The sequence below is a fragment of the Marinobacter alexandrii genome (genome assembly GCA_039984955.1).
Taxonomy (GTDB): domain Bacteria; phylum Bacteroidota; class Bacteroidia; order Cytophagales; family Cyclobacteriaceae; genus Ekhidna.
In genome coordinates this window covers 2,742,164-2,765,769 of sequence record JBDWTN010000007.1, presented here as the reverse complement: position 1 = coordinate 2,765,769, position 23,606 = coordinate 2,742,164, and the positions used below count along the sequence as shown (strand labels likewise).

The following is a 23,606-nucleotide window of genomic DNA, read 5'->3' as shown; positions in this document are numbered from 1 at the left end:
ACAACAGGGCAATTGCATGTAAATTTTTGACTTTCAAAAAATGCCTTTATTCGTCTTTTGGAAGGGGTAGAGGTAGGTCTAATAATTTAACTAATTTTTTGAAAGTCAAAAATTAAGCTCAAAAAAGGTGTTTAAACATTAGCGCGCAATTGCCCTGTTATATACAATGTGATGCGACGTAAAGTCCCATCACACCTCAATGAATGCAAAATTCACTTTTCACAAAGTGCTAATATTCATAGCACAATTGATGAACAATATCTAAAACGGTCGACAAATATTGTTTATACACTCTTCTGTAGGCCCACAGTTGACGCAATTATTATAACCCGGATCATATTCACACTGACCAGTTATGTTATTGCAATTATAGCCTTGGATACAATTAACTCCATAACAAAGACTGACGCTTCGTGTTTTTTCATAATATACATATCGATATGCGCTTTGGAATTGCGCAGTTATATCTGACTCAGCGATTGCCTTACTCGAGGGAGTGGTACTCCCATTCCAATTTTCAAGTTGATCCATAGGTAATCCATTCTCAGGTATTCCATTAATATAATTTCTCACATTACTCGCCCATGTTTCCCAACTGCTAAAGTAGGAACCTCTAAATGTATTGTATTGTGTATCTCTTCCAACGATGTTATTATGTAGATCCATCTCTGTATCTCCTGGATACAAATTTGGATTTTGACGTTCATATTCCTCCATTATCAACTTTGCGCCTAGTTTAGTTAAATATCTCCTCAGATGCATACTTACAAAAACATGTCTAAAGGCATCTCCTCTCTCACCTTGGTTCCAATTGCGATAAAACTCTTCTGCTTTTTGATTCGCTCTATCTTGAGAAAGGCCAGCAAAGTGTCCCGCATATCCAAGAGCAGTACCTATTCCCGATAAACCGGCAAAAACAACGGATGACTCTACTCGTTGCTTTATAGACGGTAGCGCTTTTCTTTCCATCAAGGTTTCGGCAGTGGCTAGTTCTTCCAAAGATTTAAGCTTTTCAAATTCATGATCACTTAATTCTACAATGGATCGGAACTGCTCTACTGATTCAAATGAAGCAGGAGGGTATTCTTCTATATGAGAATTAATCCCCATTTTTTCCTGATACTTGCAGAGCTGTATCTGATATTGGGCATATTCTTCCTTATATGCTGCTAGTTCATCTTGAAAAGAGGTGTACATGCCTTTATAGGCCTTTTCTGGGTATAGTTGAATTAATCTGTTTTCCAGGTATTCGACCTCTTTTACATTCTTATTTCCTTTATGGTAATACTCACGCTGTAAGACATGTAGCACCTCCCAGGGAAAATATGGAATATCTATCGAGAACTGGATTTCAGGTTCTTTGGGTTTCAGGCTAGATTCTGATTCCTCAAAATCAACTTGAACTATCTCACTATCCTGATTACATGCCACCGCAAAACTTATTAAAAGTACGATGGTTAGAGATTTAAAAACTTGTGTCTTTTTCATATAGTATCTGTTTGTTTTTTAGTTGATTACAGTAAAGGAGTTATTGTTCCTAACTAAAACAGTTTTATGAAAAATTAATTTTATTAAAATAGGCAGTCTTTCGATTCAGTCATCTACATTCATCATCCAATTTTCTGCTTTCTCGTAGTGCACAAAAATCAGTTTACCATCCTACAGCTCATCTTTTTTAATAAGCTCCTTTATTATGGAATTTTGCTGATCTATTTGCTCCTGTTGCTTGATTGTATGCAGCATCAGTTCTTCTATTTTTTCTAACAAAAGAGCATTCATCTTACCAAGTTTTACTCCATTTTCTTCTACTTCTTTCGATGAGGGTATATTAGGAAGGTGGCCATTTTCTTTAATAAAAGAAGCAACTTCTTTTAACGATTTCAGCTCATAACCAGCTTCAAAAACATAATCCGGCCATGGAGATGCTTCGACAGTAATTTCTCGCGTGCGAATATTTCCATTTACTTCTAATTTTTCGGTTGGGGTTATTGTACCAATACCTATACTTCCATCTCCTTTTATTATTAATCTATTTTCAAGGTCATTATCACTTTCGGAGGCATAAAATGAGATTGAGGTACCCCAATTGTCTTCATCTGCCATAATGCTAATCCCTGCACTACCCTTACCTGCTTTAAAACTTTTCCAACTATTGGATTCATCGTCATATAAATTAGCTCCAATAAATATCCGATGGCGAGAGTCAGAAGTCTGTACGATTCCTCCATAATTACCATCAACAGGATTTCCTAATAGTAATGAACTGTGATTGCCGCTATTTATTTGTAATCCTGAATTAGTAGTTCCTTCAAATGGATCGGTTGTACCAATCCCTACATTCCCATTATGATCAATTAGCATTCTACTTTCGAGATTAGCATTGGTAGTTTTATCCTGTGTCCAAAACTCTAGCTGAGTTCCTGCTTGATTGACATTGCTTCCCCAGGATCCAACAGACCTTGCCACAATAAAACCACCAAATTGATTTGGTCCTCTAAAATTAATCTGACCAATAACTGACCCATTGGTAATACTATTGTCATCCCTGACAAAATTAAAATTAGGTGAACTTGATCTTTTAGCTGTGAAAATACCGGTCTCAACTTCACCCGTTCTACTTATAAGATCACTTGTGTTATTTGAGCCTGACCATTGCTGACCATAAACTTGGGATAACGAAATAGAGCATAATAAAATAATAAGTGTTTTTTTGTTCATAACATTGATGTTGAAATCTGTCAAAAGCGACGTAACATTTATTTATTGCAGAAGAGAAAGATGTGTTCCGAAGGATAGAAAAAAACTCCCTAATTGAGGCTTGAGTAATAAGGTGTTTGAACTTAAAATTCTAGTGCCAGTTCGCAAATAATTCATCAACATATCCTTCAGAAGGGTTGAAATGTTCACTCTTTAATTTATCGCGCCATTCACGCCATGAGCTTGCCCCTTTTAAAGATTGCTCAACTTGCAATATGGAATAATCTTGAACTCTATCTTGTGAATAAAGATGTCCAATGCTTGACCCAACATTATCGCAGGCCTCTCTTAATCCAAGATTTGTGTCTCCACAAGCCTTCAAACAATGTCAATTATCTTGTTTCGTGAGGACACGAACCAAGGCGGAGGGGAAACGAACCAAGACGGAGAATGGGTATTTGTTCCAAAAAATTAAGGGCACGAAGCTACCTTTCTTCGATTTGCTCAAGCCTCGATTTAAGCTTTTTAATTTCTTCGTTCTGTGAGATAAGATGAAGCGTTAGTTCTTCAATCTTTTCTAAAAACAAGGCGTTCATTTTGCCAAGCTTAACTCCTTTCTCTTCTACTTCTTTTGCTGATGGTATATTGGGTAAGTGGCTTTTTTCTCGAATAAACTGAGCAAGTTCATCCAGTGATGTCAAGTCATAATCATCTTCAAAAACATAATCTGGCCATGGTGATGCCTCTACGGTAATTTCCTTCGTTCTAATGCTGCCATTTACTTCCAGTTTTTCGTTGGGCTCATTTGTTCCAATTCCAACGTTACCATTTTCATGAACGGTCATTCTCACTTCCCCGTAAGTACCCAGTTGAACCCCAAATTTTTGATTCGTACCTACCAATAAATAATTATCTTCAGTTCCTACATAGTCTGATCTATCGTGCCATTCTCCTTGATCATCTCGGATAGCTCTACCATATTTCTCCATTTGAGGAGCCGTATTCTTAAGCCCAACCATACCAATATATCCATTCACAAATCCACCATCCTGAGAAAGTGTAATAAAAGGATTATCCATTTCATTAGAATTGTCTTTGTCCGCTTCAATCAATAATTCGGCACCACCATTCCCTCCACTTACATGTATGTTTGATTTTACATCAGCAGTTCCTATTCCTATATTTCCATTACTCGCTACATGCAAACCTAGGTTTAACGTGTTGTCTGGGTTTCTAAAATCAGCTCCCGCTCCATTTTCTCCATATAAACTAATTGAACCTGCTTGAGCATCTAACTCAATTAAAGGAGCTTTTAGAGATCCTTTAACTGCATATTGTGTAGTCCCATTAGATGTGTTAATGGAGTAATTAATACCCATACGAGTTCTTAGCGGATTATTATCTAACGATTTGAAATAGAATAACCCAAATAATGGGCTGGTTCCAAAACCTGAATCATCAATAGGTACTGACAGACTACCGATAGTCGAAAATCTCCCCTTTACGGTTAGATCTCCTTGGATTTCTGTGTTCCCAGGGTGGATGGTTTGAGAAAAGCATTCTGTAAAGACAATTGTAATCAAAATGAGAGTAAACAATGATTTTTTCATTATGAAGCTTTTTGTAAGTTGATTATATAAGTATTAGTGATGAGAAAGACATCCATTCCAACCACTCTATATCTATTGCAGAGAGGGGATAAATGTTCCTGAAAAGTTTGAGTATCTTAATTAACCTATTTTCGAAAATGCGAAATGAATTAATATGAAACTTTACATTGTATTTCTATTTGTAGACTTCATAACATCTAAGGAAAAAGATTTCCTGACGAATTTGCAATTCAGGAGCATGGCATAGCGCTCGTTTGTAACGAGTGCTTGATCATTATTATAACAAATCCACTTTTATTAGTCCAACCTTTCCTTCATAATTCCTTGCAGAACTGTACCAATAGTAGCTAGGCTCATCTAGACTTTCATCTTCCACAGGATTCATATGAATATAATCAAGCTTTTCTGTTAATAATTGAGTGCTATCAAGTAAAATAGGATGATTCCCTTCGTGCCATACCTTATAATTTTTCACTTTAGTCAGTTTCTGAGCTGCACTTGAAAATGATCTAAGCAACCACTCTTTTCGGCTTTCATTTATTTGATCAAGTATTTTTATGACTTGCTTAGATGTATGCTTCTTAAAGTCTGCCATAATTGAACTCAATTCATTGTCTTCTGAACTGATAATCATGTGTAGATGTGATGACATTAAGCACCAAGCATGAATTTTCAGCCCTTTCTCTTTTTGACAATACCTTAAAGATTCTACTATCAAATGCTTGTACGCTGGCTTTGTAAATAGATCAACCCAAAAAGCTACTGTGGTCGTCGTAAAATAGATACCTGATGGTTCATGAAATTTATACTTCTCTGACATAGCTCACTCAAAGTAAAACAAAATAAGAAATCATAAATAAGCACTCGTTACAAACGAGCGCTAGCTAGAATTTCGTGAGGACACGAACCAAGGCTAAGGAAGTCTGTTTCTCCTCTATTTTGACGATATTGATAATCGAAGCAGGACAAACAAACCGCTCTTAAAAACAACTAAAATTGGGAGAAAACTAACTGAAATCTACCCGTGAAGGGTATGCGTTGTTTACTAAATTAACTGATAATCAGGTGTTTATACTCACTAAGTTAACGACTATGGTGTCTCCACAAACCTGACTAAAAACCTGCCTATATTGTTTCGTGAAGACACGAACCAAGGCAGGGGCTTCTTGATTCTCAAGTACTTCAGATTTTACAGAAAAGTACGGAAGTAACTTCCGCGCTAGTTAGGTGTTTTTAAAAAGCCCATCCAAAAAACAGGCTCCCAATTCTTGCTTCTTATTATGACTTAAAAATAATAAATAACTGTTTTAATCCTTAACTTAACGACATTGAACGAGCGCTATTTGGGTATAGGGGTCTAATTTTCAAATGGTGCTGGATAGTTATTAATATCACTTTTAAATCTAGTCATTATAAAATGTGATGTTTTCCTTTTATCTAAAACGAGTCTCAACACCTTATCCCCAGGGGTAAATTGATGATCTGTATTTTTGCTCTGCTCAAACCTAAAGTTTAGCTGATTATCTTGTGAAACTGCTCCTTGAGCCTTCCCTTCTTTGTTAATGCCTAATCGATAGAACAATACAAATTCTGCTTTTGCTGGAGTCAGGGTCTCAATTTCTTTTCGCCCCGAAGAACCTCCTTTAAAATCAATTCCAGACCCATCTTCATTTGAGCCTCCGCCATTCAATACGGTAACAGTAATCTTACCTGTTCCAGAGCCATCGTTGTTTGGTTCTACAACAACACTCCCTATTTTGTAATTTTTCGTCTCTACCACATTTGTATCTGTCACTTCGGTGTCAGTTTTCTTATTACCAGATTCATCTGTTTCTTCAGTTATATCAAAAGTTATTTTAATAAAAAGAGGCACTTCATCTGGAACTCCTTCTGGTTTTTTTAAATAATCAACCAAGTACTTAAATAGACTTATCTCTATAGCACCCTTAGCTTTCCTAGAATTAGGATCTTGCTCTTTTTCATCATTGGGATCTGTTCCCATCATCCCATCGGGATCAATGTACCGGATGGGGTTATCGAATGCATAGTTGTATGGAGAATGTCTCCTCATTGCCTCAGCCAATGGATCCACATTAAACCATCTCCCCAGAGCTGGATCGTGCATCCTGGCACCATAGTCGACCCACCCAGTTTCTGGCTGAAGTTCTTTGCCATTATACAAAAAATGTTGCGGCTCACTTGCCATTCGACTTGTAGAATTGTACGTCAAACCAAATGGATAGTAATCATCACTTTGCACGACGTTCGTTTTTCCATGATAGACCGTGAAGTCGTCGAAATGGATATTTATTGGTTGTTGATTCTCGTTACTCAAGTAGGCCAGAATGTACCCTTCCCGATCCGCTATGATATCACTTATTCCAATCGTTTCAGTCGTGCCGATTCCTTGTGCAACTGTATTGATTTGCTGAAACCCTGAGGAAACATAGTTCATTCCCTCATCCCATAGGATATAGTTAAGATATGCTCTTGGAGCATCACTAGATTCACTTTTATCTGCCATTCCTCCGATTGCCGACATAAACTCATCTTCATCAACCAAATGATCAACCGCTCCTTCTAATCCCATATACGTCCCTTCGACCAAGTCAAATAAATCCAATGGATCTATGCCCCAATAGGTGTTGCCAGATGCTGAATTTTCATAATTAGCATTAACTTTTAAATGAATCGTATCACCCTTATTAAGATTTAACAAAATCATTCCCCCAATTTCACCGTAATGCGAAAGAACCTGCACCTCATTCCCTCCGGATGTAGTATTGGCATTGCTATTCACCAGTCGATTAAGAGCTTGAAACCCATTTTCTTCTCCACTCTCGAAAGTCTCCACCATGGTATAGTTCTCTGGTGTGGTGGAGAATGTAAGTCTCGTGTTGCCTAAGTGATCGGTGAGGTGGTATTGGTAGTCCCAGCCCTCTGAAGATCCTGAATCAAGTCCGGGATGACCCGCGCTCAAGGGCATAATGCGTCCTTCTACATGTTGAATGAATTGCAAGGTGTCGTTTTCATAAATAAAATTGCCTATATAATCTGTTAATGAGCTTTCTCCATTGATCACAGCTTCTTTACTCATCTTTATCCCAGCTGCATCGTAGCTATAGAGAACATAGTCACCATTTTGAAAATCTATGCGCTCGGCTAGATTCAAATGATTATATGAAATGGAAGAAATTTCTTTATTTAAATCCGTAATCATATTTCCATTTGCGTCGTATTGATAATCCTCTCCAGAAGTATTACCATCTTCGAAACCAGCCTCTCCTGCTTCATCAGAAACCATCATCAACCTATTGCCCGAATAAGTGTAGCTTAAGTCATCCATGTAGGTTGTTGTAGATTCATTCCTTCGTTTCAGCATTTCAATATTTCCATTCAAATCGTAGCTTAAACCTGAGACGTCATACTTATTTACATCATTGTTGTTTATGAAATGATCTGCCGATTTCAGTCGGTTGAGTTGATCATATTTATACCTGTATGCACGTGATTGATTACTTCCGAATGCTGACCAGTCGCTCCAACGCATCGCACTGATATTTCCATTGAATAGAGATTTATTACCGAGCGGTCCATCTTCAACATTGTATAGCAACTCCATCCCAAAAAGGTCTTTATGACTCTCAGTGAAATCTGTTAATCCAGGATCATTGATGGACTTAAGCCAGCCTCGAATGTTGTAAGCATAATCTTGAGATTGCTGGAAGTCTTCACCTTTCTTGTGAATGTTTTTCTCTAATACCTGCCCTAGTTCATTGTATTCGTTTGCTACCAAAAGGATTTCTGATTCCTCGTTTAGTTTATGAAAATGACTCAGCAGTCTACCTGTATGATCGTGTTCATATCGTTCGTTGATCTCCGCATATTCTTCACTGTCATGTACCTGCCTTGTTTTCTTGACTTGTCCGATAAAATCATACTCCGAATAGATCACTTCAGGATCTCCCCATTGGTTTTGCGTAACTTCTTTTAGCGGGCGATATTTTTCATCATAGTACGTTGATGACCATAGAAATTCTTCACCTCCGAGTACGTTGGTTTTAGATGATGTCAACTGGCCTTTTAAGGATTGACTCGTGATGGCACCATCGAAATCCGCAGGGTAGCTCGCATTGAGCTCAACAGGCATTCCTTCCGGATATTCATCATAATATGTTACCGTATGAACCTGCTGGATAGCAGAGTTAGTGGGAAGTGCGTTATTCGTATATCCATGAAGTGCGATCCCTTTCTCCTCATACCTGTTCTCTCCATTTTTCACATCATTTCTGATTTGGTCTAAAGAGCCACCCATACTAGCTATTCCTGCGATAACTGGCCTATTCAACTCATCGTACTTAGTAAAAAGCCACTCACTATTTTCGCGCTGATTTCCATCTTGCGTCAAAACCAAACGATCCCAACGGTCATAAACCATATAGACCCAATCTGCACCTGGCACTTTTTTCTCAATCATGCGATGACGACCATCATAGTGATATTGGAAGGCCCATAATTCCAGTGCATCTTGAGAAAGAGTTACATCAATTTCTTTTAATCTAAATTCTGGAGTAATACGAATTCTAGGTGTAATTTTTACCGTAACACCGTCAACATAGAGAAACTTCTTATTTACATCATCCGAAGTGATGTAATAATCATCAGTAATCACTTCATAGCCTTCCGTCTGAAAATCATTCAGATTTTCATTGATCATTTTTATTGCCTCTGGCTGAAGTACCACTCGCAGACGACCATAGTTGTCATATATATAATAGGTATCTGCCCATACTCCTTCTTCTACTGCAGATCTATTAAGGATTACCTGTCCTTTTTTATCAGTAAAAGTGATCGTTTCATTGCCATCTTCATCTGTAATACTGATCTTCATTAGCTCACCTGGTTTGTAAAAAGACCCAGTGAGATTTTCGAAATCATCATTATTCCAAAGAATGACTTCTAAACCGGTATTGGTATCATACCCCATCTTTACTGATTTTCCTCCCACCTGCCATGCCTGCCCAGGGGCGGCTTGTTCTTGCACCCTACTTAGAGGCGAGTTTTCGAATCGTTTTTGAGCATAAGGCATAGGATCATGCGCTATACCTGGAGTGGTTTGATAAAATTGATACTGGTCGCTCTCTAGATAGGACTCATTTAAGGCATTGATTTGATAGGCTCCTGTAGCAGACGAGGCTACATATGGCAAATACTCTTTTTCCATTCTCCCTAGATCGTCGTATGCAAAAGGAATCACGATATCATGAGCAAGTGGTGAGGCTGCCCTGGTCACCTGCTGAAGGTTATTGCCCAAGCCATCAAAGTATATCGTTGATAAAGTCACCTCATCAATAGGTCTGCTTTTAATATCATTAATAGCTACTCCAGCTACTCTTGCTGTACGTGTTTTGATGTAATTGATTCCAAAATCTGGACAGCCATTCCCTTCCCCTGCATAGTTTGGGCATTCATCATGTTTATTGGATACATATCCTTCAGGTTGATTACAATTATATGTGAATGTGCTGGGGTCTCCAAGGTTATCATTGTCTTGATCTTTATACCAAATGATGCGATTGATATTCGGATTGTCATCATCGCAATCTCCTTGCGTTGCTTCCAGTTCTGATGGCAGGTAGAAAAAATTAGCGGAGCGATTACAGCCCATGTCATAAATCCCATCTGAGAACCCATCCCCATCTCTATCCTTATACCATTTCGTCCTTGGATTGATCTCAAAACCTGAAATCTCATTGTCATCACAATCATCTCCATTCGTCACATAGCCTTCGAGTGGTTCGCAAGAATTCATGGCAGTTGAAGCATCACCAAATCCATCACCATCCGCATCATGGTAATAAGTCCCTGCTAGCGAAGCTTGAATATTTGGGTCGATATCATAACAATCCAGATTATTATCTACATAGCCGAGGGGTTTATCACAACTAATCTTCGTTGGTTCACCAATTTCGCTTGGAGGTAGATTCAGATTTCTTTCTGAGTTCATATTAGCTCCTAATCCATCTCCGTCATTATCTACATACCATGTTCTTGGTCCAATCACATTTGGGTCTCTGTCATCACAATCTGTTGATGATGAGTAAGTATTTGGCGGTTGAGTACATGCTCTCATAGAGGAATTTCCCGCTGCTCCATCTCCATCTATATCCACATACCACTCTGGAGGCCCTTGTCCATCTGTATCATCACAGTCTTGATTGTTTCTTACCCATTGCGTATCCCCTTCTGGAGATTGTGGTGCTGTACATCGCACTAACGTTTGACCATTTGGGTTTCCAAATCCATCTTCATCCGCATCTTCATACCATCTTACTCTTCCTCTAATAGAAGCATCATGATCATCACAATCACCTCCTGTCAGCACAAATCCGGATGGTTGAGTACAGCTTGTTGTTGTATTGTTAGAATTTCCCAATCCATCTCCATCTCCATCCCTATACCAAGTAGTCGATGATATTATATTGGAATTATTATCGTTACAATCTCCAGAGGTTGCAGTAAGCTCACTTGCTAGATAATAGTTATTCGGTCGACCACATTGAGTAATTGAAGTCCCGTTTGAATACCCATCACCATCACCATCTTTGTACCAGCGAGTATTGGGATTAATAGCCGTAGAAGAATCATCACAATCATCTGTATTAGCTACATACCCATCAGAACCGCAACCTACATACGTATTGTTAGGGTCTCCAAATGTATCGCCATCGCCATCATATGCCCAAAGTGTTTGTTGAACGTTTTGATCGAAATCGTTGCAATCTGTATTATTTGCTACATATCCATTAGGTTGGTCACAATCAGTCTTCGTGACCGTCCCCAACTCACTTGAAGGTAGTCCCTGATGGAAAGGGGAACTTAAGTCTGCACCTTGTCCGTCACCATCATTGTCAATGAACCAGATTCTCTCTGTAGTGATAGAGGTATTTTCATCGTCACAATCTGAAGGAGAAGTAAATCCATTGGAAGGTCGATTGCATTGAGTTATTGTACTATATCCCGCATAGCCATCTCCATCATTATCCAAATACCATGTGGGGGGTCCATGCCCATCTGTATCATTACAGTCATTTGCATTCCTTACCCAATGATCTTCAAGAGTGGTAGGGTTAGCGCATTGTACTCGAGTTCTATTCGGATTTCCAAAGCTATCCTTATCATCATCCTCATACCAAATAGTTTCAGGGTTCCGAGTTTCATCGTTATCTGCACAATCTCCGGATATTTGAGTCAGCTCGCTTTCTTTAAAGTAATGATTAGGTCTATTGCATTGAGTAACTGTAGTTCCATCCGAATAACCATCACCATCTTGATCTTTATACCATTTCACCGCCAAGTTAATGTCGGATCCACTATTTTGAGGATCATCATTGCAATCGCCAGACGTTTGTGTTAATTCACTGGCCAGAAAATAGTTAGTTGGTCTATTGCATTGAGTGACTACAGTTCCATCTGAATAGCCATCGCCATCAGCATCTTTATACCATTTCGTATTTGGATTAATTACTGCCGAATTATCGTTACAATCTGTTTTATTCAATACATAACTAGATCCACCGTCGCATCCAAAATAGGTATTGTTAGGATCTCCGAATCCATCACCATCACTATCATATGCCCATTCATATCCTTGAACATTCCCATCAAGATCATTGCAATCACTATTATTAGCAACATAACCAGAAGGTTGTGAACAATCCACTATTCTGATTGTCCCTAATTCACCCGGAGGCAGATTTTGATGAAAGGATGACGAAGCATCTGCCCCTTTACCATCACCATCAGAATCTATATACCAATTCCTAGCCAATGTTATAGACGAGTTTCCATCATTGCAATCTAGATTATTGGCAACATAGCCACTGGGTCTTGTGCAATTCCAAACATGTATACTCGCATGTCCATAGTTGTCATTATCTGCATCCCGATACCACTTCTTTTTAGTACAACAAGTATTCCATACAGATGCGTTAGAATCATCGCAATCATCATCATTGGATACATAACCGCCAGGAATATTAATGCATGTTAATGACACATTTGGATCGCCTTTTCCGTCACCATCAGCATCTCTATAGGAAGTAATTAGGCCACAATCATCTCCTGGAGGACAGGAACTTACACCCTGACATTGCTGGGCATGGGAATACGAGCTTATCAAAAAAAGCAGACCAATAGTCAATACTTTCAATACGAGTTTGAACATTTTCATAATTAATTTCTTTAGAAAGTGGTGATTATTCTGTTTCTAATGCGTACAAATACTCGTACTCAGTGATGAGATTGCCTTCATGATCTGTTACAGCAGTAAGCCTCCCAAAATCATCATAACTAAATGTTGCCGTTCTCCCATTTGGGTCTGATATCTCAGCTACTCCAATGCCATACTTGTATATGTATGAAGTCATTTGCGATTTTAGAGGTAAAAGGTTTCTTACTGTGGAAAGCTGTGATCGGATAAAATTGTTATCTGAGGAGTTTTTTAGTTGCTCTACTCTCCAGTTTCCAACAAGTGTATTTAAATCGTCAGAAGTAATATTTTCAATTTTTGCTATTGGATACCTGTTTCCATACCCCCATAGATAAGTAATGGGTACGCCAGAGCGATCCAAAACGTTTTTCAGTCTATACCCATCGTATGCTATGTTAGCTTCAGTTCCTACATAGTGAGTTTTTTTAGAAAAGAGGCCTATTTCGCTAGGATCAGTATTGCCATTCGAAAACAGGAAAGATGATTTTTCAATGGACTCATTTAAATCAATTTTTGATTGGCTTTTTAGCGTTCCATTTGGGTTGTAGTCAAGAAGTACACCTCCAATGATGTCATTTTCATTGGACAAGTATGAGACAGATTCGATAGGTTTTTCAAAATAAAATTGCTTCAAAGAATTCCACTCATCATCGTCATTTGAATAATTTCTAGGATATAGAATAACAGTTGATGCGCTACCGCCATCACTTCTCTTTAATGAGATCTTATTTGGCTTTAAATGAAAATCTGGATGAAAATATTCATAATCTGTCCTAGATGACACACTGCCTGATGGGTAGTTAGTTGTCTCTATCGTGTAATCTAGTCGAGCCCAATCCGAATAAATATCAATAAGACCAATACCATATTCATGATCAGAATTTCCGAGATTTAAGGGGTACCAAGAAATAATATCCACTTTGATTCCGTGATAAATATTTTTTCTAATGAAACTGTATTGACTTTGCTTACTAGATACCGTCACTCCATCACTGTTAATACTCCTAAATTCAAGTAGGAGATTTCTTTTCCATGATTGATCTTGAATAAGCGTCCTAGTGTACCCGTTTCCTGCAAAAACATCTTGTGTCTGATCATATCTATATAGGTTTTGGCTTCCATCTAGGAAAATTTCATGTATTAAATCGTAGGTCACACTAGTTGAAAATTGATTAACAGTATTTGAGTGCCGTTTTCTTGAAATGGCTTCCACTGGCGGCACTCCTGGCGCAGACTCGCATATTTTCCTAATCGTTCTTAGATAACTGGCATCATTAATTGATCTAGATGATGTGACTCGACCATAATCATAGGATATAGAGTTAAATTCATCTGTTTCGGAAGAATAGTTTGTTACTTTATCAACTCTCAGACCTCCATAGTATGTATGCTCTGGATAAGTTCTGACTTCCGAATGACATTTATCCAGAACAAACCTTACCTGATCCAAAAGCGGAGATCTGTTCTTTAGACTAATAGTGTAGACTCCAGGAGCGACATTCATAACCGAATCAGGTTCTGTGTCATCTGGTTCAAAATTCCTTTTATAAATCGAAGGGTTATCACCTTGCCTGATTTCCAACAGTATATCTCCCGGTTCACTTTCAACTTCGTATGCAAACCCCACATTTAACCAAAACTTTAGCTTGGTAATATTTTCTATATCTATTTCCCAAGATCTTACTTCGTAGGCTCTAAATGGATTAGGATCGTCATGACTGAAAATTTCAGATACGAGGTTTGAGCAAGTTTCCACTTCCCCTGTGATGCTTTCTGTTTTTCTATTTGGCTCCCAATCAAATTTAGTAAATCCGCCTGTTGGGTAGGTAATTTTATTGAGCATGCCATAGCCCATTGTTTCTGGATTGGCATCTCTATTTCCTCCACTTTCAAAGTATTCTGATTTGGGCAGCAATGTATAATTCTTTGCCTCATTGAAATATCCCCAATGATCTTTATCAAATGCTTTTGTGGGAGGTAATCCATCAGGATTATCATATTCTAGAAAATATTTTTTCTTATTAGTTCCTGCTGAAATCTCTACTTCATCCAAGAAAAGTCGCTCTCGTATTCCTAAGCCTGCTGCCCCGGGGACAAGATTAATACAGTTAATAGATCTTGCATATGAGCCTTCTGTATAGTGAGCCCGAAGGTTGATCTCTTGGTCCTGATAAGTGATTGTTTCTAATCTCTTACCTCCTGGTAAATCAAGCCTTGCTTCTGTCGCATGGAAAACTGCTGTACCGAACGGACCTTCAATAGAGGTGAGTTTCTTTGATTGTTTTGATGCAATACCTCCTTCTACAATCTTTCTCTCAAAACCTTGAATACAAACCGCAGGTAGTGTTCTTGCCACTCCAACCTCACTACAGCTATAGCCTTCATTAATTCCTTCATCTCTGTAGTTAAAACTGAACGTATCATCACCTTTTGTGATACTAGTAACATACCATGCAGATTCATCAGAGTATGATGATTGCTCTCCTGTGTCGTAACTAGCATACTCTACGGCGGAGAAAACCAAGGTAGTTCCATCACCGACCACTACTTTAAACTGAGGTATTTCACCGTTTGAATTAATGACTCTTGAAAAAGCTAAATCTGTATCACTGAAATGGTGGATTACCTCATTGTGATCTATATAGAACTGGCCCGAATAACCAAGGAAATTATATGAGTACGTATCGGGTTCTCCTTTGAACAGACCAGAAGACAGTCGATACAACATGTCCCAACCTAGGTTATAGTGTGTGTCATCATAGATTGGTGGGTTAAACTCAAAGCTCTTGTAAAGAGTGAACAGTCCCTTACTACTCTCATCCGGATATCCGACAATGTTACGGGTAATCACTCCTCCCGCATTCAACGACCAGCCCATGCCAACCCATGATGCGATATCATCGACACGCACGCCGGAACCATGGTAGCTCAACGAAATGGGGATTGACATTGAGGTTCCCTTGACATCAAATAGTGGAATTGAAATGGAAGGGACTCCGGTGCTTCCTCCAACCTTGTATTCTCCGTATTTACCCAGTGATGCTGCAGTCGGAGAGGGAGGAACAATATTTACCGTATTATCAATGCTTTCTATTCCTTGTTGATCTTCTGGGCCTTGACCAAATGTAAGGAACGAACTAAACAGAAGGGAAAAACGAAGAATAATACGTGATGAAATTCCAAAGCAAAATGAATAATGCATAAGTCTAAAGAGTTGTATTTAACTACCCTTTATTGCACAAGTACCTTAAATGTTCCTTCTTAATTTAACTTCCTTGTTTTTTTAAGTTTATATATCAAGAAGAGAAATACAAACAGGGAAAAAGTGACCAAGACCAAAACAAAAATCCCACTGTATGACCTTCCCTTAAACATAGGAGAGTTATCCCCAATCACAACAAAAGCACCCCAAAAGTATGGATGAGAAAAGCTAGAGTTGCTGAACTCAAGGTAGGTGATCTTTGCCTGTCTTAAAGCTTCACTTTTTGACATGCCTTCCTTCAGGTTTTTGTAAAATTCCTTCACAAGTCCAGGAGCCATCTCATCAACTAACGGCCAATTGCTAATTAGCAAGCTTTCTGCACCAGCATATTGAAAGGCTCTCCCAAGACTCATGATCCCCTCTCCTTTTTCTAACTGTCCTATTCCGGTATTGCAAGCACTTAATACTGCAAGTTTTGCATCCAAATCCATTTCGTATAGCTCATATACATGCAAATAATTATCTTCTAATGTGTCTGTTTTTGATTCAAAAAACCTAAGCCTGGACTTATTAGGATCTTCATTATCGATTTCGCCATGCAATGCAAGATGTAGAATAGCATAGTCAGCACTTTGTTCCTTGAAATTCTTTTCATCTGCAGCTTCTCCATAATAGTAAGAACCAGGCATCAAATTGGCAATTTCTCGTATCTCCTTGGAAGTACCTGGCAACTCAGAATCAGCATCCCTAAGTCTTTCTAAATCTATTGCTTGACCTCTTGTCAAGTCTCCGTTTGAATATGAAAAAGCTAGCACACCTTCTTTTACATAATAATCATCTTTATCATTATGCAGAAATAACTGATTCAAAGAATTAGCATAACTAATTGCATGATCATATAGCATATACTTAGCTTGACTACCTTCACCAAAATTGGATTGGAGTAGTTCGAAGTTGACATGCCATAAAATACCGTCCGGGATTATTACTAACTCTTCAGTATTCAAATGTCCCTTTAGTGGTGCTATAAGTATTTCATAGAGCTTACCTCCATAGATTGAGTGATTAAAGGTTTCTTTCAAAGAAGAAAGTGAATTTTTATGAAGTGAAACTATGGAGTCCAGTTCTGATGGAATTCCAGTCTTTAATACCTTAAAATCTTTGCTCGAAACAATAAAAGTAAAAAGTGAATCACCATCTATACTAAACTCTAAAGCAGTCTCATTCTTTCCTAACTTTCCTTGAACACCTGTAATCGACAAAAATTCATCATGATGAAAAGTATTATAATATTCCGGATATTTTTCTCTGAAATTCAATATTAGCTCCTCTAGTTTAGTCTGATGATTCAATAACTTGGACTCATACTTTTGAATTTTTTCTGAAGTGAGAATGGCCTTATTTATTAGTTTATTCTTATAAAATAGTATACTGCTCTTTAAGCTTTGTTCTAGAGCAATTAAGCTATCTGGAATTCCAGAAAAACTCATTTTTTCTCTTCTCAACAATGAGTTGAAAAGCACTGAAGATTTTGATTTTTCAGCAAAGAAGAAGGCTTGTTCAATGTAATAGGGTTCTCTTGTTTTTTGATATAGTCTATGAGCTACTCTTATTCCTCCTGTGTAGGTACTTTCGAAAAGGGTGTTGAAATCAATTTCATCATCCTGAGATGTTATTGTAGATCTTAGATCAGTCAATAAGCTATCCGCCAATGAATAGTAGTTCATTGCATCACTTAGGCTTTCTGTCTGACTATCTCTTTCATACTTAATCTCATAAAGAGACGCTAGTTTATCTAATTGTGAAATATTGGACCATGCCTTAGCCAATTTATTGAAACCCATGCGAACTGAATCTTCCCTATTTTGAATGATTGATAACTTTCCATGATGGATTGCCTTGTCAATGGCACCCGTTTGAGTATACATCTGTGCCAATGCAGATTGGATAGACGATAGGGCTGAAGGGTCTTTGGATTCAAATTCTTTAGCTTTTTTGAAATATTTTTCTGCCGTCTTATAATCTTTTTTTGCTACAGCAATTCGTCCCAAATTTACAATTGCACTTAATTTCCTTTTATCATTCGGATCAAAACGAATGCTTAATATTTTCTTGAAATAGTTTGATGCGCTATCCAGAACATTAGCCCTTCTATATGCTCCAGCCAATGAGTTTAAGGGACGGTAGGATTGAGGGTGTAATTCTCCAAATACATTTTTAATGTACCGCAGTTCTACTTTAAAATTCTCAATAGCATTCGCATAATCTTGCATCATCACCAAACAATTTCCTCTATCGCCATATAATGAATGAATTTTAGAAGCATAAGCTAGGCTATCCAGTCTATATTCATTCATGACTTGATCAATGAGGTTCATCGATTTTTCATACATACCTGCAGAATAATATGCTTTGGCCAAGCCATCATAAGCTCCTAAAATAGTTGTGGGATCATCAATATTTTTTGCGCTCTCCAAGCATTTATTCGCATATTTAAGAGCAGCTCTTTTGTTACCTAGTTTAATATGCAAGTTTTTGAGATTAACAAGAGCATTATTAATACGATACATGCTATAGATATCCTTATTGGGCCATTCTACTACCTTATTGTAATACTTGAAAGCGGAATCATGTTCTTGCAAGTTTTTGTGTATTAATCCTATTCCTACCCAAAAAGTAGGATACCATGAAGGATGCGATTTTTCTGGATACTTTTCTAAAGTAGCAAGCCCTTTATGAGCAAAAAATAAGGCAGAGTCCCATTGATTCGCAATGGTAAACTCGTATCTGAATTTACTTGAACAGAATCTAACCATACCATCTGAGTAATCAGTACTTTTTAGCAGTTTCTCAACCTTATTCAAATAATCAGTACTTTCTGTTTGTCTGTTTAGCGTGTAGCACTTATTGACAAGGTCCAACAAAATTCGAATTCTTGCTGAATCTGTTTGAGCCTTTGGGAGCTCTATTTTCATACTATCAATAATTTGTATATAGCTTGGTATATATCCTCTCTGTCCAATTAAGAGCAAGGGACTAATAAAAAGAAATATGTAAATCCATGCAAAGTATCTATTCATCAAGCAAATCAGTTGATTAAGTTTTTTGGGAAGTGCTGCACAATCTTATTCGTGCCTAGTTAGATAGATAAACTCGAAAGGTAGTTCCCCTATTAATCTCAGATTCTTTTACAAAAATCTTGCCTTGATGATATTGCTCTATAATTCGTTTAGCTAATGTTAACCCTAGTCCCCAACCTCGCTTTTTAGTAGTGTATCCAGGGCGAAACACGTTTTTAACCTTAGATTTCGGAATTCCCTTTCCTGTATCCTGAATATCAATTGCCACTCGGCCTTCATTGGCACGAAGTATATTGATGGTTATAGAGCCCTTTCCTTCCATTGCATCGGCCGCATTCTTACACAAATTTTCAATGACCCATGCGAATAAGGATTGGTTGATTTTTGCTTCAATATTTCTGTTAGGGAAGGTAGAGACCGTCATACTAATTTTTGTAGATAACCTCTTCTGGAGATAAGTTACAATTTCATCCACTGTATCAGCAATGTTCTGATTAGATAGCTGGGGCTCGCTCCCTATACTTGAAAAGCGATCTGTAATTACCTTCAGCCTATCAACATCTTTATCAAATTCTAGGAGTGTATCCATCTGGTCAGGATATAAGTCTTTAAAGTACTCTGACCAAGCCATTAAAGATGAAAGAGGAGTTCCTAACTGGTGAGCTGTTTCCTTCGCTAGTCCAACCCAAACTCGATCTTGTTCTACTCTTTTGATATAACTCAAAATCAGGAACGTTATAACTCCAAACAGCCCAATTACTGAAAGCTGTACATAAGGATAGAATCGAAGTTGACTTAGAAGGAAAGAATTTTTATAAAAGATAAACTTATATCCGTAGATATTATCCTCATCATCTTTCAGTGTAACCTTAATTGGCGGATGAGCTTCCTTCATAATTTCAATCTCGGATCGCAAAAATTCTGATCTCTTCTTTCCATCAGAAATATTTGTAGCAAGATCTAAGTTTCTAAAATCTTCAGGATTCTCTTCTTCATCTGTTAGAACCACCGGTATTGAATAGTTAGCAGCTACAATTTCATCAAGTATCAAAAAGAAATTTACATTCTCGCTTTCATTCGCTAAAAATTCCAATGAACTAGCATAGATCTCAATTTGTCGTTGTTCGCGATCACGGAGTTGTTCTACAAGATTATTCGTGTAAAAAATTGATCCTGCACTTATTAAAATAGCAAACCCCACTACTACCCATTTTAAATGGGGACGTAGTGGGGCTAACGTATTGCCAGTAGCTTTTCTAAAATTCTTTTTCAAAAGTGATCGTTTGGTTTATCCTGACAATGTGAATATTCGTCAGGGTTAAAAATAACCACGATCACTTTAATTCTTCTGCATTAACCACTTAGCTAGTACTTTATAATTAACCTTAGTACCGTGCATAAGGATACCAATTCGATAGATTCTTCCTGCTAACCATAGCGTGAAAATAAATCCACCGATAAGTAGAACCATGCTTAATGCTATCTCCCAAGCCGGTACTCCGAATCCTATCCGTCCCATCATAACAATGGGTGATGTAAATGGAATAATGGAAAGCCAAAAACTCACAGCTCCATCTGGTTCTTCAAATACAAACATGAATAGCCCCATCAAGCTTATGATTATAGGTAGCATTATTGGCATCATAAACTGCTGTGCATCTGCAGGAGTATCAACCGCAGAACCTACTGCTGCGAAAAGTGCTCCGTACAATAAATATCCTCCTAGAAAATAGAAAAGAAAAAGTAATACAATCTTTGTCCAATTTACTTCAGTCAACATCTCAAGAATTTCATTGGACTGAGCTGCTTGCGCCTCAGCAGAAATACCTGATGTCTGAGCTTGTGCCTGCGCCGGATCAAGCCCTAAAAACGAGCTAGCTGCAGTCCAGACAACTCCCATCAAGACCATCCAAATCACGAATTGCACAATTCCGACAGAAGCAACGCCTACAACTTTTCCAATCATCATGTGAAAAGGCCTCACAGTTGAAATAATAACTTCAACGATCTTACTACTCTTTTCTTCAATTACACCTTGCATTACTTGTGAACCATAGGCAAACAAGAAGATGTAGATCAAAAATCCCATGACATAGCTGATCCAAAAAGTAGATTTCGCACTACTCTTTGACTCGTCACCTGTCTCTGTTAAATTAAATGAAGCAATTGTGACATCCGTCTTGAGCTGATCCAATTGATCATTTGTTAGTCCCGCCTTAGTTAGTTTCAATTCCCTGATTTGAGATTCAATCTGCCTTTCAAATCCTCTTACCAAAGTCACTCCCGGGGTGGTCTTCGCATAAAAAACTACCCCACTTGGGTCTTCTATTGTTACATCAGGGACATAGATCAACGCAAAATCATTCGATTTAGTAAATCGCTGTTTGGCAGAATCAATAGGCCCATCTACCGCGACATATTTATATCGTTCAGAATCTTCGAATTTTACAATGTCACTTTCATTCAAAAGCTGAATGACTTCTTGTTCTTTATTCTTCTCACTTTCTTCCTTGAGATAAACCATGCCTATAATGATCGCAGGGAATATCAATGGCACGAGAATGGTTACAAGCAAGAAAGATTTCTTCTTTACTCGACTCATAAATTCTCGCTGTATTACTAAAAATATCTTATTCATCTTATTATCTTTTTTGGTGAATTAGGCTTGTACTAGTTCTGGATCTTCTCCTTTGACAAGAGAAATAAAGATGTCATTCATGCTTGGAATTCGCTCGACGAATGAATGTATTTCTACCTGCCCTATTAGCTGCTTCAGTAAATCATTTGGATTGCTACCAGACGAATATTGAACCAGTGATTTTTTCAAGCCTCTACCCAGCTCTTCAGTACTTACCAGCTCAAAACCAGTTCCGGACTTCACTTCACCTTCTCTGTACTCAACATAGTAAGTACCATCTCTGAATTTTTCTTTTATATCAACCTTTGATCCATCTAGAATTTTTTCCGAATTATGAATCATAGCTACATGGTCACACAACTGCTCTACAGATTCCATCCTGTGGGTAGAAAAAATAATTGTTGAGCCCTTTTCACGTAACTCCAGAATTTCATCTTTGATGAGGTTCGCATTTACCGGATCAAATCCAGAAAATGGTTCATCTAAAATAATCAACTTGGGTTCGTGCATTACTGTAGCTATAAATTGGATTTTTTGAGCCATCCCTTTTGATAGATCCTCAACTTTCTTACTCCACCAATCGATGATATTCAGCTTTTGACACCAGGCTTTTCCTCTTTGAGAGGATTCTTTCATAGAAAGACCTCTGAGTTGCCCTAGATAAACAAGTTGCTCACCAACTTTCATCTTTTTATAAAGTCCCCGCTCTTCTGGCAAGTAACCTATATTCCGGATATGTTCCAGGTTTAGTGGTACCCCATCAAAAAGAATGGATCCCTCATCTCCTTCAATGATTTGATTAATTATTCGAATGAGAGTTGTTTTACCAGCTCCATTTGGTCCGAGAAGTCCAAAAATTGTCTTCTCAGGAATCTCCATACTCACATTGGACAATGCCTTGTGTTCGCTATAGGATTTACTTATGTTTTCTACTTTTAAAAGGCTCACAGTGATTCTGTTTTTTATTACATTGGTTCACGAAACTATTAAAATATTACACAGTCAATCATTTTTTTCTCCTGACTGGATTTTGCGACTAATTTAGTGGCTTAATTGTATACCTAACCGGCAACATGATTTTAAGACGTTTGTATTCTTGCTGGGCAATAGTATCTATCGCCATTTTTTTCTGTGTTTTCATCATTCCTTTGATCATCTGTGTTCCTTTCAGATCAATGCATAGAATTGCATTGAAGATGAACTATTTATGGGCTATTTGTTCAACTACGCTGATTTTTCTACCTATCAAAAAAGAGTGGAAGTTTAAGATAGACAAGAAACAACAGTATATTTTTTGTGCTAATCACTTTTCCTATCTAGACATTCCCGCAATGGGTCTTACCCCTGTACCATTCAAATTTGTGGGAAAAAGTAGTCTAGGAAAGATTCCTCTGTTTGGTTTCATGTATAACAGACTTCACATAACAGTAAACAGGTCAAGTTATAGAAGTAGAGCGCTTAGTTTGCAAAAAGCACGGGAAGAACTAAACCATGGATTTAATCTTGGCTTTTTTCCAGAAGGAGGAATTAGATTAAAGGAATATCCAGAGATGGCCGATTTCAAAGATGGCGCTTTCAAACTGTCTGCTGAAAATAACGTTCCAATCATTCCTGTTACATTACCAGATAACTTCTTCATTTTAAATGACGATGACCTTCTGAACATTCGAAGAAAAAAATGTCGTATTATTTATCATACACCCATTTGGCCAGATAGAGATTGTGATGACGCGGCGAGAAAACTTAAAGATGATGTTTTTCGTGTCATTCAAGCAGAACTAATTGAGGTTCAATCCTCCTAGCATTAACTTTCATTCAATGAAAATCACAAAAGAAATAGTAAGAAAAACAGCTCATCTGGCAAGATTAGACTTCAATGAATCTCAAGAAGAGCAGATGATTAGCGATCTACAGAAAATGGTAAACTGGGTTGATCAACTAAAAGAAATAGATACTGATAATGTAGAGCCTCTTACTAATATGTCTCTAGAGATAAATTCCTTCAGAGTAGACAAGAAGGAAGAGCACCTAACAAGAGAAAAAGCACTAAAAAATGCTCCAAAACATGATTCTGAATATTTTCGTGTTCCCAAAGTGATTAAGTAAC

12 protein-coding genes are annotated in these 23,606 nt (G+C 37.8%); 2 read left to right on the top strand and 10 right to left on the bottom strand.

The window, feature by feature from the left end; all coding sequences use genetic code 11:
• Nucleotides 1–261: 261 nt before the first annotated feature.
• The 10 genes from ABJQ32_18650 to ABJQ32_18605 all read right to left on the bottom strand — a co-directional run bounded on the left by ABJQ32_18650 (nt 262) and on the right by ABJQ32_18605 (nt 22,447).
• Nucleotides 262–1,488, bottom strand: coding sequence for a hypothetical protein (locus ABJQ32_18650; protein MEP5291683.1), 1,227 nt, complete (start codon nt 1,486–1,488; stop codon nt 262–264).
• Between the two features lie 171 nt (nt 1,489–1,659).
• A complete protein-coding gene (locus ABJQ32_18645; GenBank protein ID MEP5291682.1) occupies nt 1,660–2,718 on the bottom strand; it encodes a hypothetical protein in 1,059 nt (352 codons plus the stop codon).
• Between the two features lie 464 nt (nt 2,719–3,182).
• A complete protein-coding gene (locus ABJQ32_18640; GenBank protein ID MEP5291681.1) occupies nt 3,183–4,307 on the bottom strand; it encodes a hypothetical protein in 1,125 nt (374 codons plus the stop codon).
• 277 nt (nt 4,308–4,584) lie between these two features.
• A complete protein-coding gene (locus ABJQ32_18635; GenBank protein ID MEP5291680.1) occupies nt 4,585–5,127 on the bottom strand; it encodes a transposase in 543 nt (180 codons plus the stop codon).
• A 537-nt stretch (nt 5,128–5,664) separates the two neighbouring features.
• A complete protein-coding gene (locus tag ABJQ32_18630) occupies nt 5,665–12,540 on the bottom strand; it encodes a DUF6443 domain-containing protein (GenBank protein MEP5291679.1) in 6,876 nt (2,291 codons plus the stop codon).
• 25 nt (nt 12,541–12,565) lie between these two features.
• Nucleotides 12,566–15,781, bottom strand: a complete 3,216-nt coding sequence (locus ABJQ32_18625; GenBank protein ID MEP5291678.1) for an RHS repeat domain-containing protein — start codon at nt 15,779–15,781, stop codon at nt 12,566–12,568.
• 59 nt (nt 15,782–15,840) lie between these two features.
• On the bottom strand, nt 15,841–18,756 hold the full coding sequence (locus tag ABJQ32_18620; GenBank protein ID MEP5291677.1) for a CHAT domain-containing protein: 2,916 nt from the start codon (nt 18,754–18,756) through the stop codon (nt 15,841–15,843).
• A 160-nt stretch (nt 18,757–18,916) separates the two neighbouring features.
• Nucleotides 18,917–20,134, bottom strand: coding sequence for an ATP-binding protein (locus tag ABJQ32_18615; protein MEP5291676.1), 1,218 nt, complete (start codon nt 20,132–20,134; stop codon nt 18,917–18,919).
• A gap of 66 nt (nt 20,135–20,200) precedes the next feature.
• Complete coding sequence (locus ABJQ32_18610; protein MEP5291675.1) at nt 20,201–21,499, bottom strand: ABC transporter permease; 1,299 nt, start codon at nt 21,497–21,499, stop codon at nt 20,201–20,203.
• Nucleotides 21,500–21,520: 21 nt separating this feature from the next.
• Nucleotides 21,521–22,447, bottom strand: a complete 927-nt coding sequence (locus tag ABJQ32_18605; protein MEP5291674.1) for an ATP-binding cassette domain-containing protein — start codon at nt 22,445–22,447, stop codon at nt 21,521–21,523.
• Nucleotides 22,448–22,695: 248 nt separating this feature from the next.
• Between ABJQ32_18605 and ABJQ32_18600 the strand changes: the two genes are divergently transcribed.
• Both ABJQ32_18600 and gatC read left to right on the top strand, forming a co-directional pair.
• Entirely contained in the window at nt 22,696–23,301 is a 606-nt protein-coding gene (locus tag ABJQ32_18600; GenBank protein MEP5291673.1) for a lysophospholipid acyltransferase family protein, read from the top strand.
• A 16-nt stretch (nt 23,302–23,317) separates the two neighbouring features.
• The gene (gene gatC / locus ABJQ32_18595; GenBank protein ID MEP5291672.1) at nt 23,318–23,605 is read left to right on the top strand and encodes an Asp-tRNA(Asn)/Glu-tRNA(Gln) amidotransferase subunit GatC; all 288 of its coding nucleotides are present in this window, start codon (nt 23,318–23,320) and stop codon (nt 23,603–23,605) included.
• Nucleotide 23,606: the final 1 nt, after the last annotated feature.

Bases quoted from the DNA above. Each gene is read 5' to 3' on its own strand.
- ABJQ32_18650 (MEP5291683.1), bottom strand. From the start codon at position 1,488: ATGAAAAAGACACAAGTTTTTAAATCTCTAACCATCGTACTTTTAATA.
- ABJQ32_18645 (MEP5291682.1), bottom strand. From the start codon at position 2,718: ATGAACAAAAAAACACTTATTATTTTATTATGCTCTATTTCGTTATCC.
- ABJQ32_18640 (MEP5291681.1), bottom strand. From the start codon at position 4,307: ATGAAAAAATCATTGTTTACTCTCATTTTGATTACAATTGTCTTTACA.
- ABJQ32_18635 (MEP5291680.1), bottom strand. From the start codon at position 5,127: ATGTCAGAGAAGTATAAATTTCATGAACCATCAGGTATCTATTTTACG.
- ABJQ32_18630 (MEP5291679.1), bottom strand. From the start codon at position 12,540: ATGAAAATGTTCAAACTCGTATTGAAAGTATTGACTATTGGTCTGCTT.
- ABJQ32_18625 (MEP5291678.1), bottom strand. From the start codon at position 15,781: ATGCATTATTCATTTTGCTTTGGAATTTCATCACGTATTATTCTTCGT.
- ABJQ32_18620 (MEP5291677.1), bottom strand. From the start codon at position 18,756: ATGAAAATAGAGCTCCCAAAGGCTCAAACAGATTCAGCAAGAATTCGA.
- ABJQ32_18610 (MEP5291675.1), bottom strand. From the start codon at position 21,499: ATGAATAAGATATTTTTAGTAATACAGCGAGAATTTATGAGTCGAGTA.
- ABJQ32_18600 (MEP5291673.1), top strand. From the start codon at position 22,696: ATGAACTATTTATGGGCTATTTGTTCAACTACGCTGATTTTTCTACCT.
- gatC (MEP5291672.1), top strand. From the start codon at position 23,318: ATGAAAATCACAAAAGAAATAGTAAGAAAAACAGCTCATCTGGCAAGA.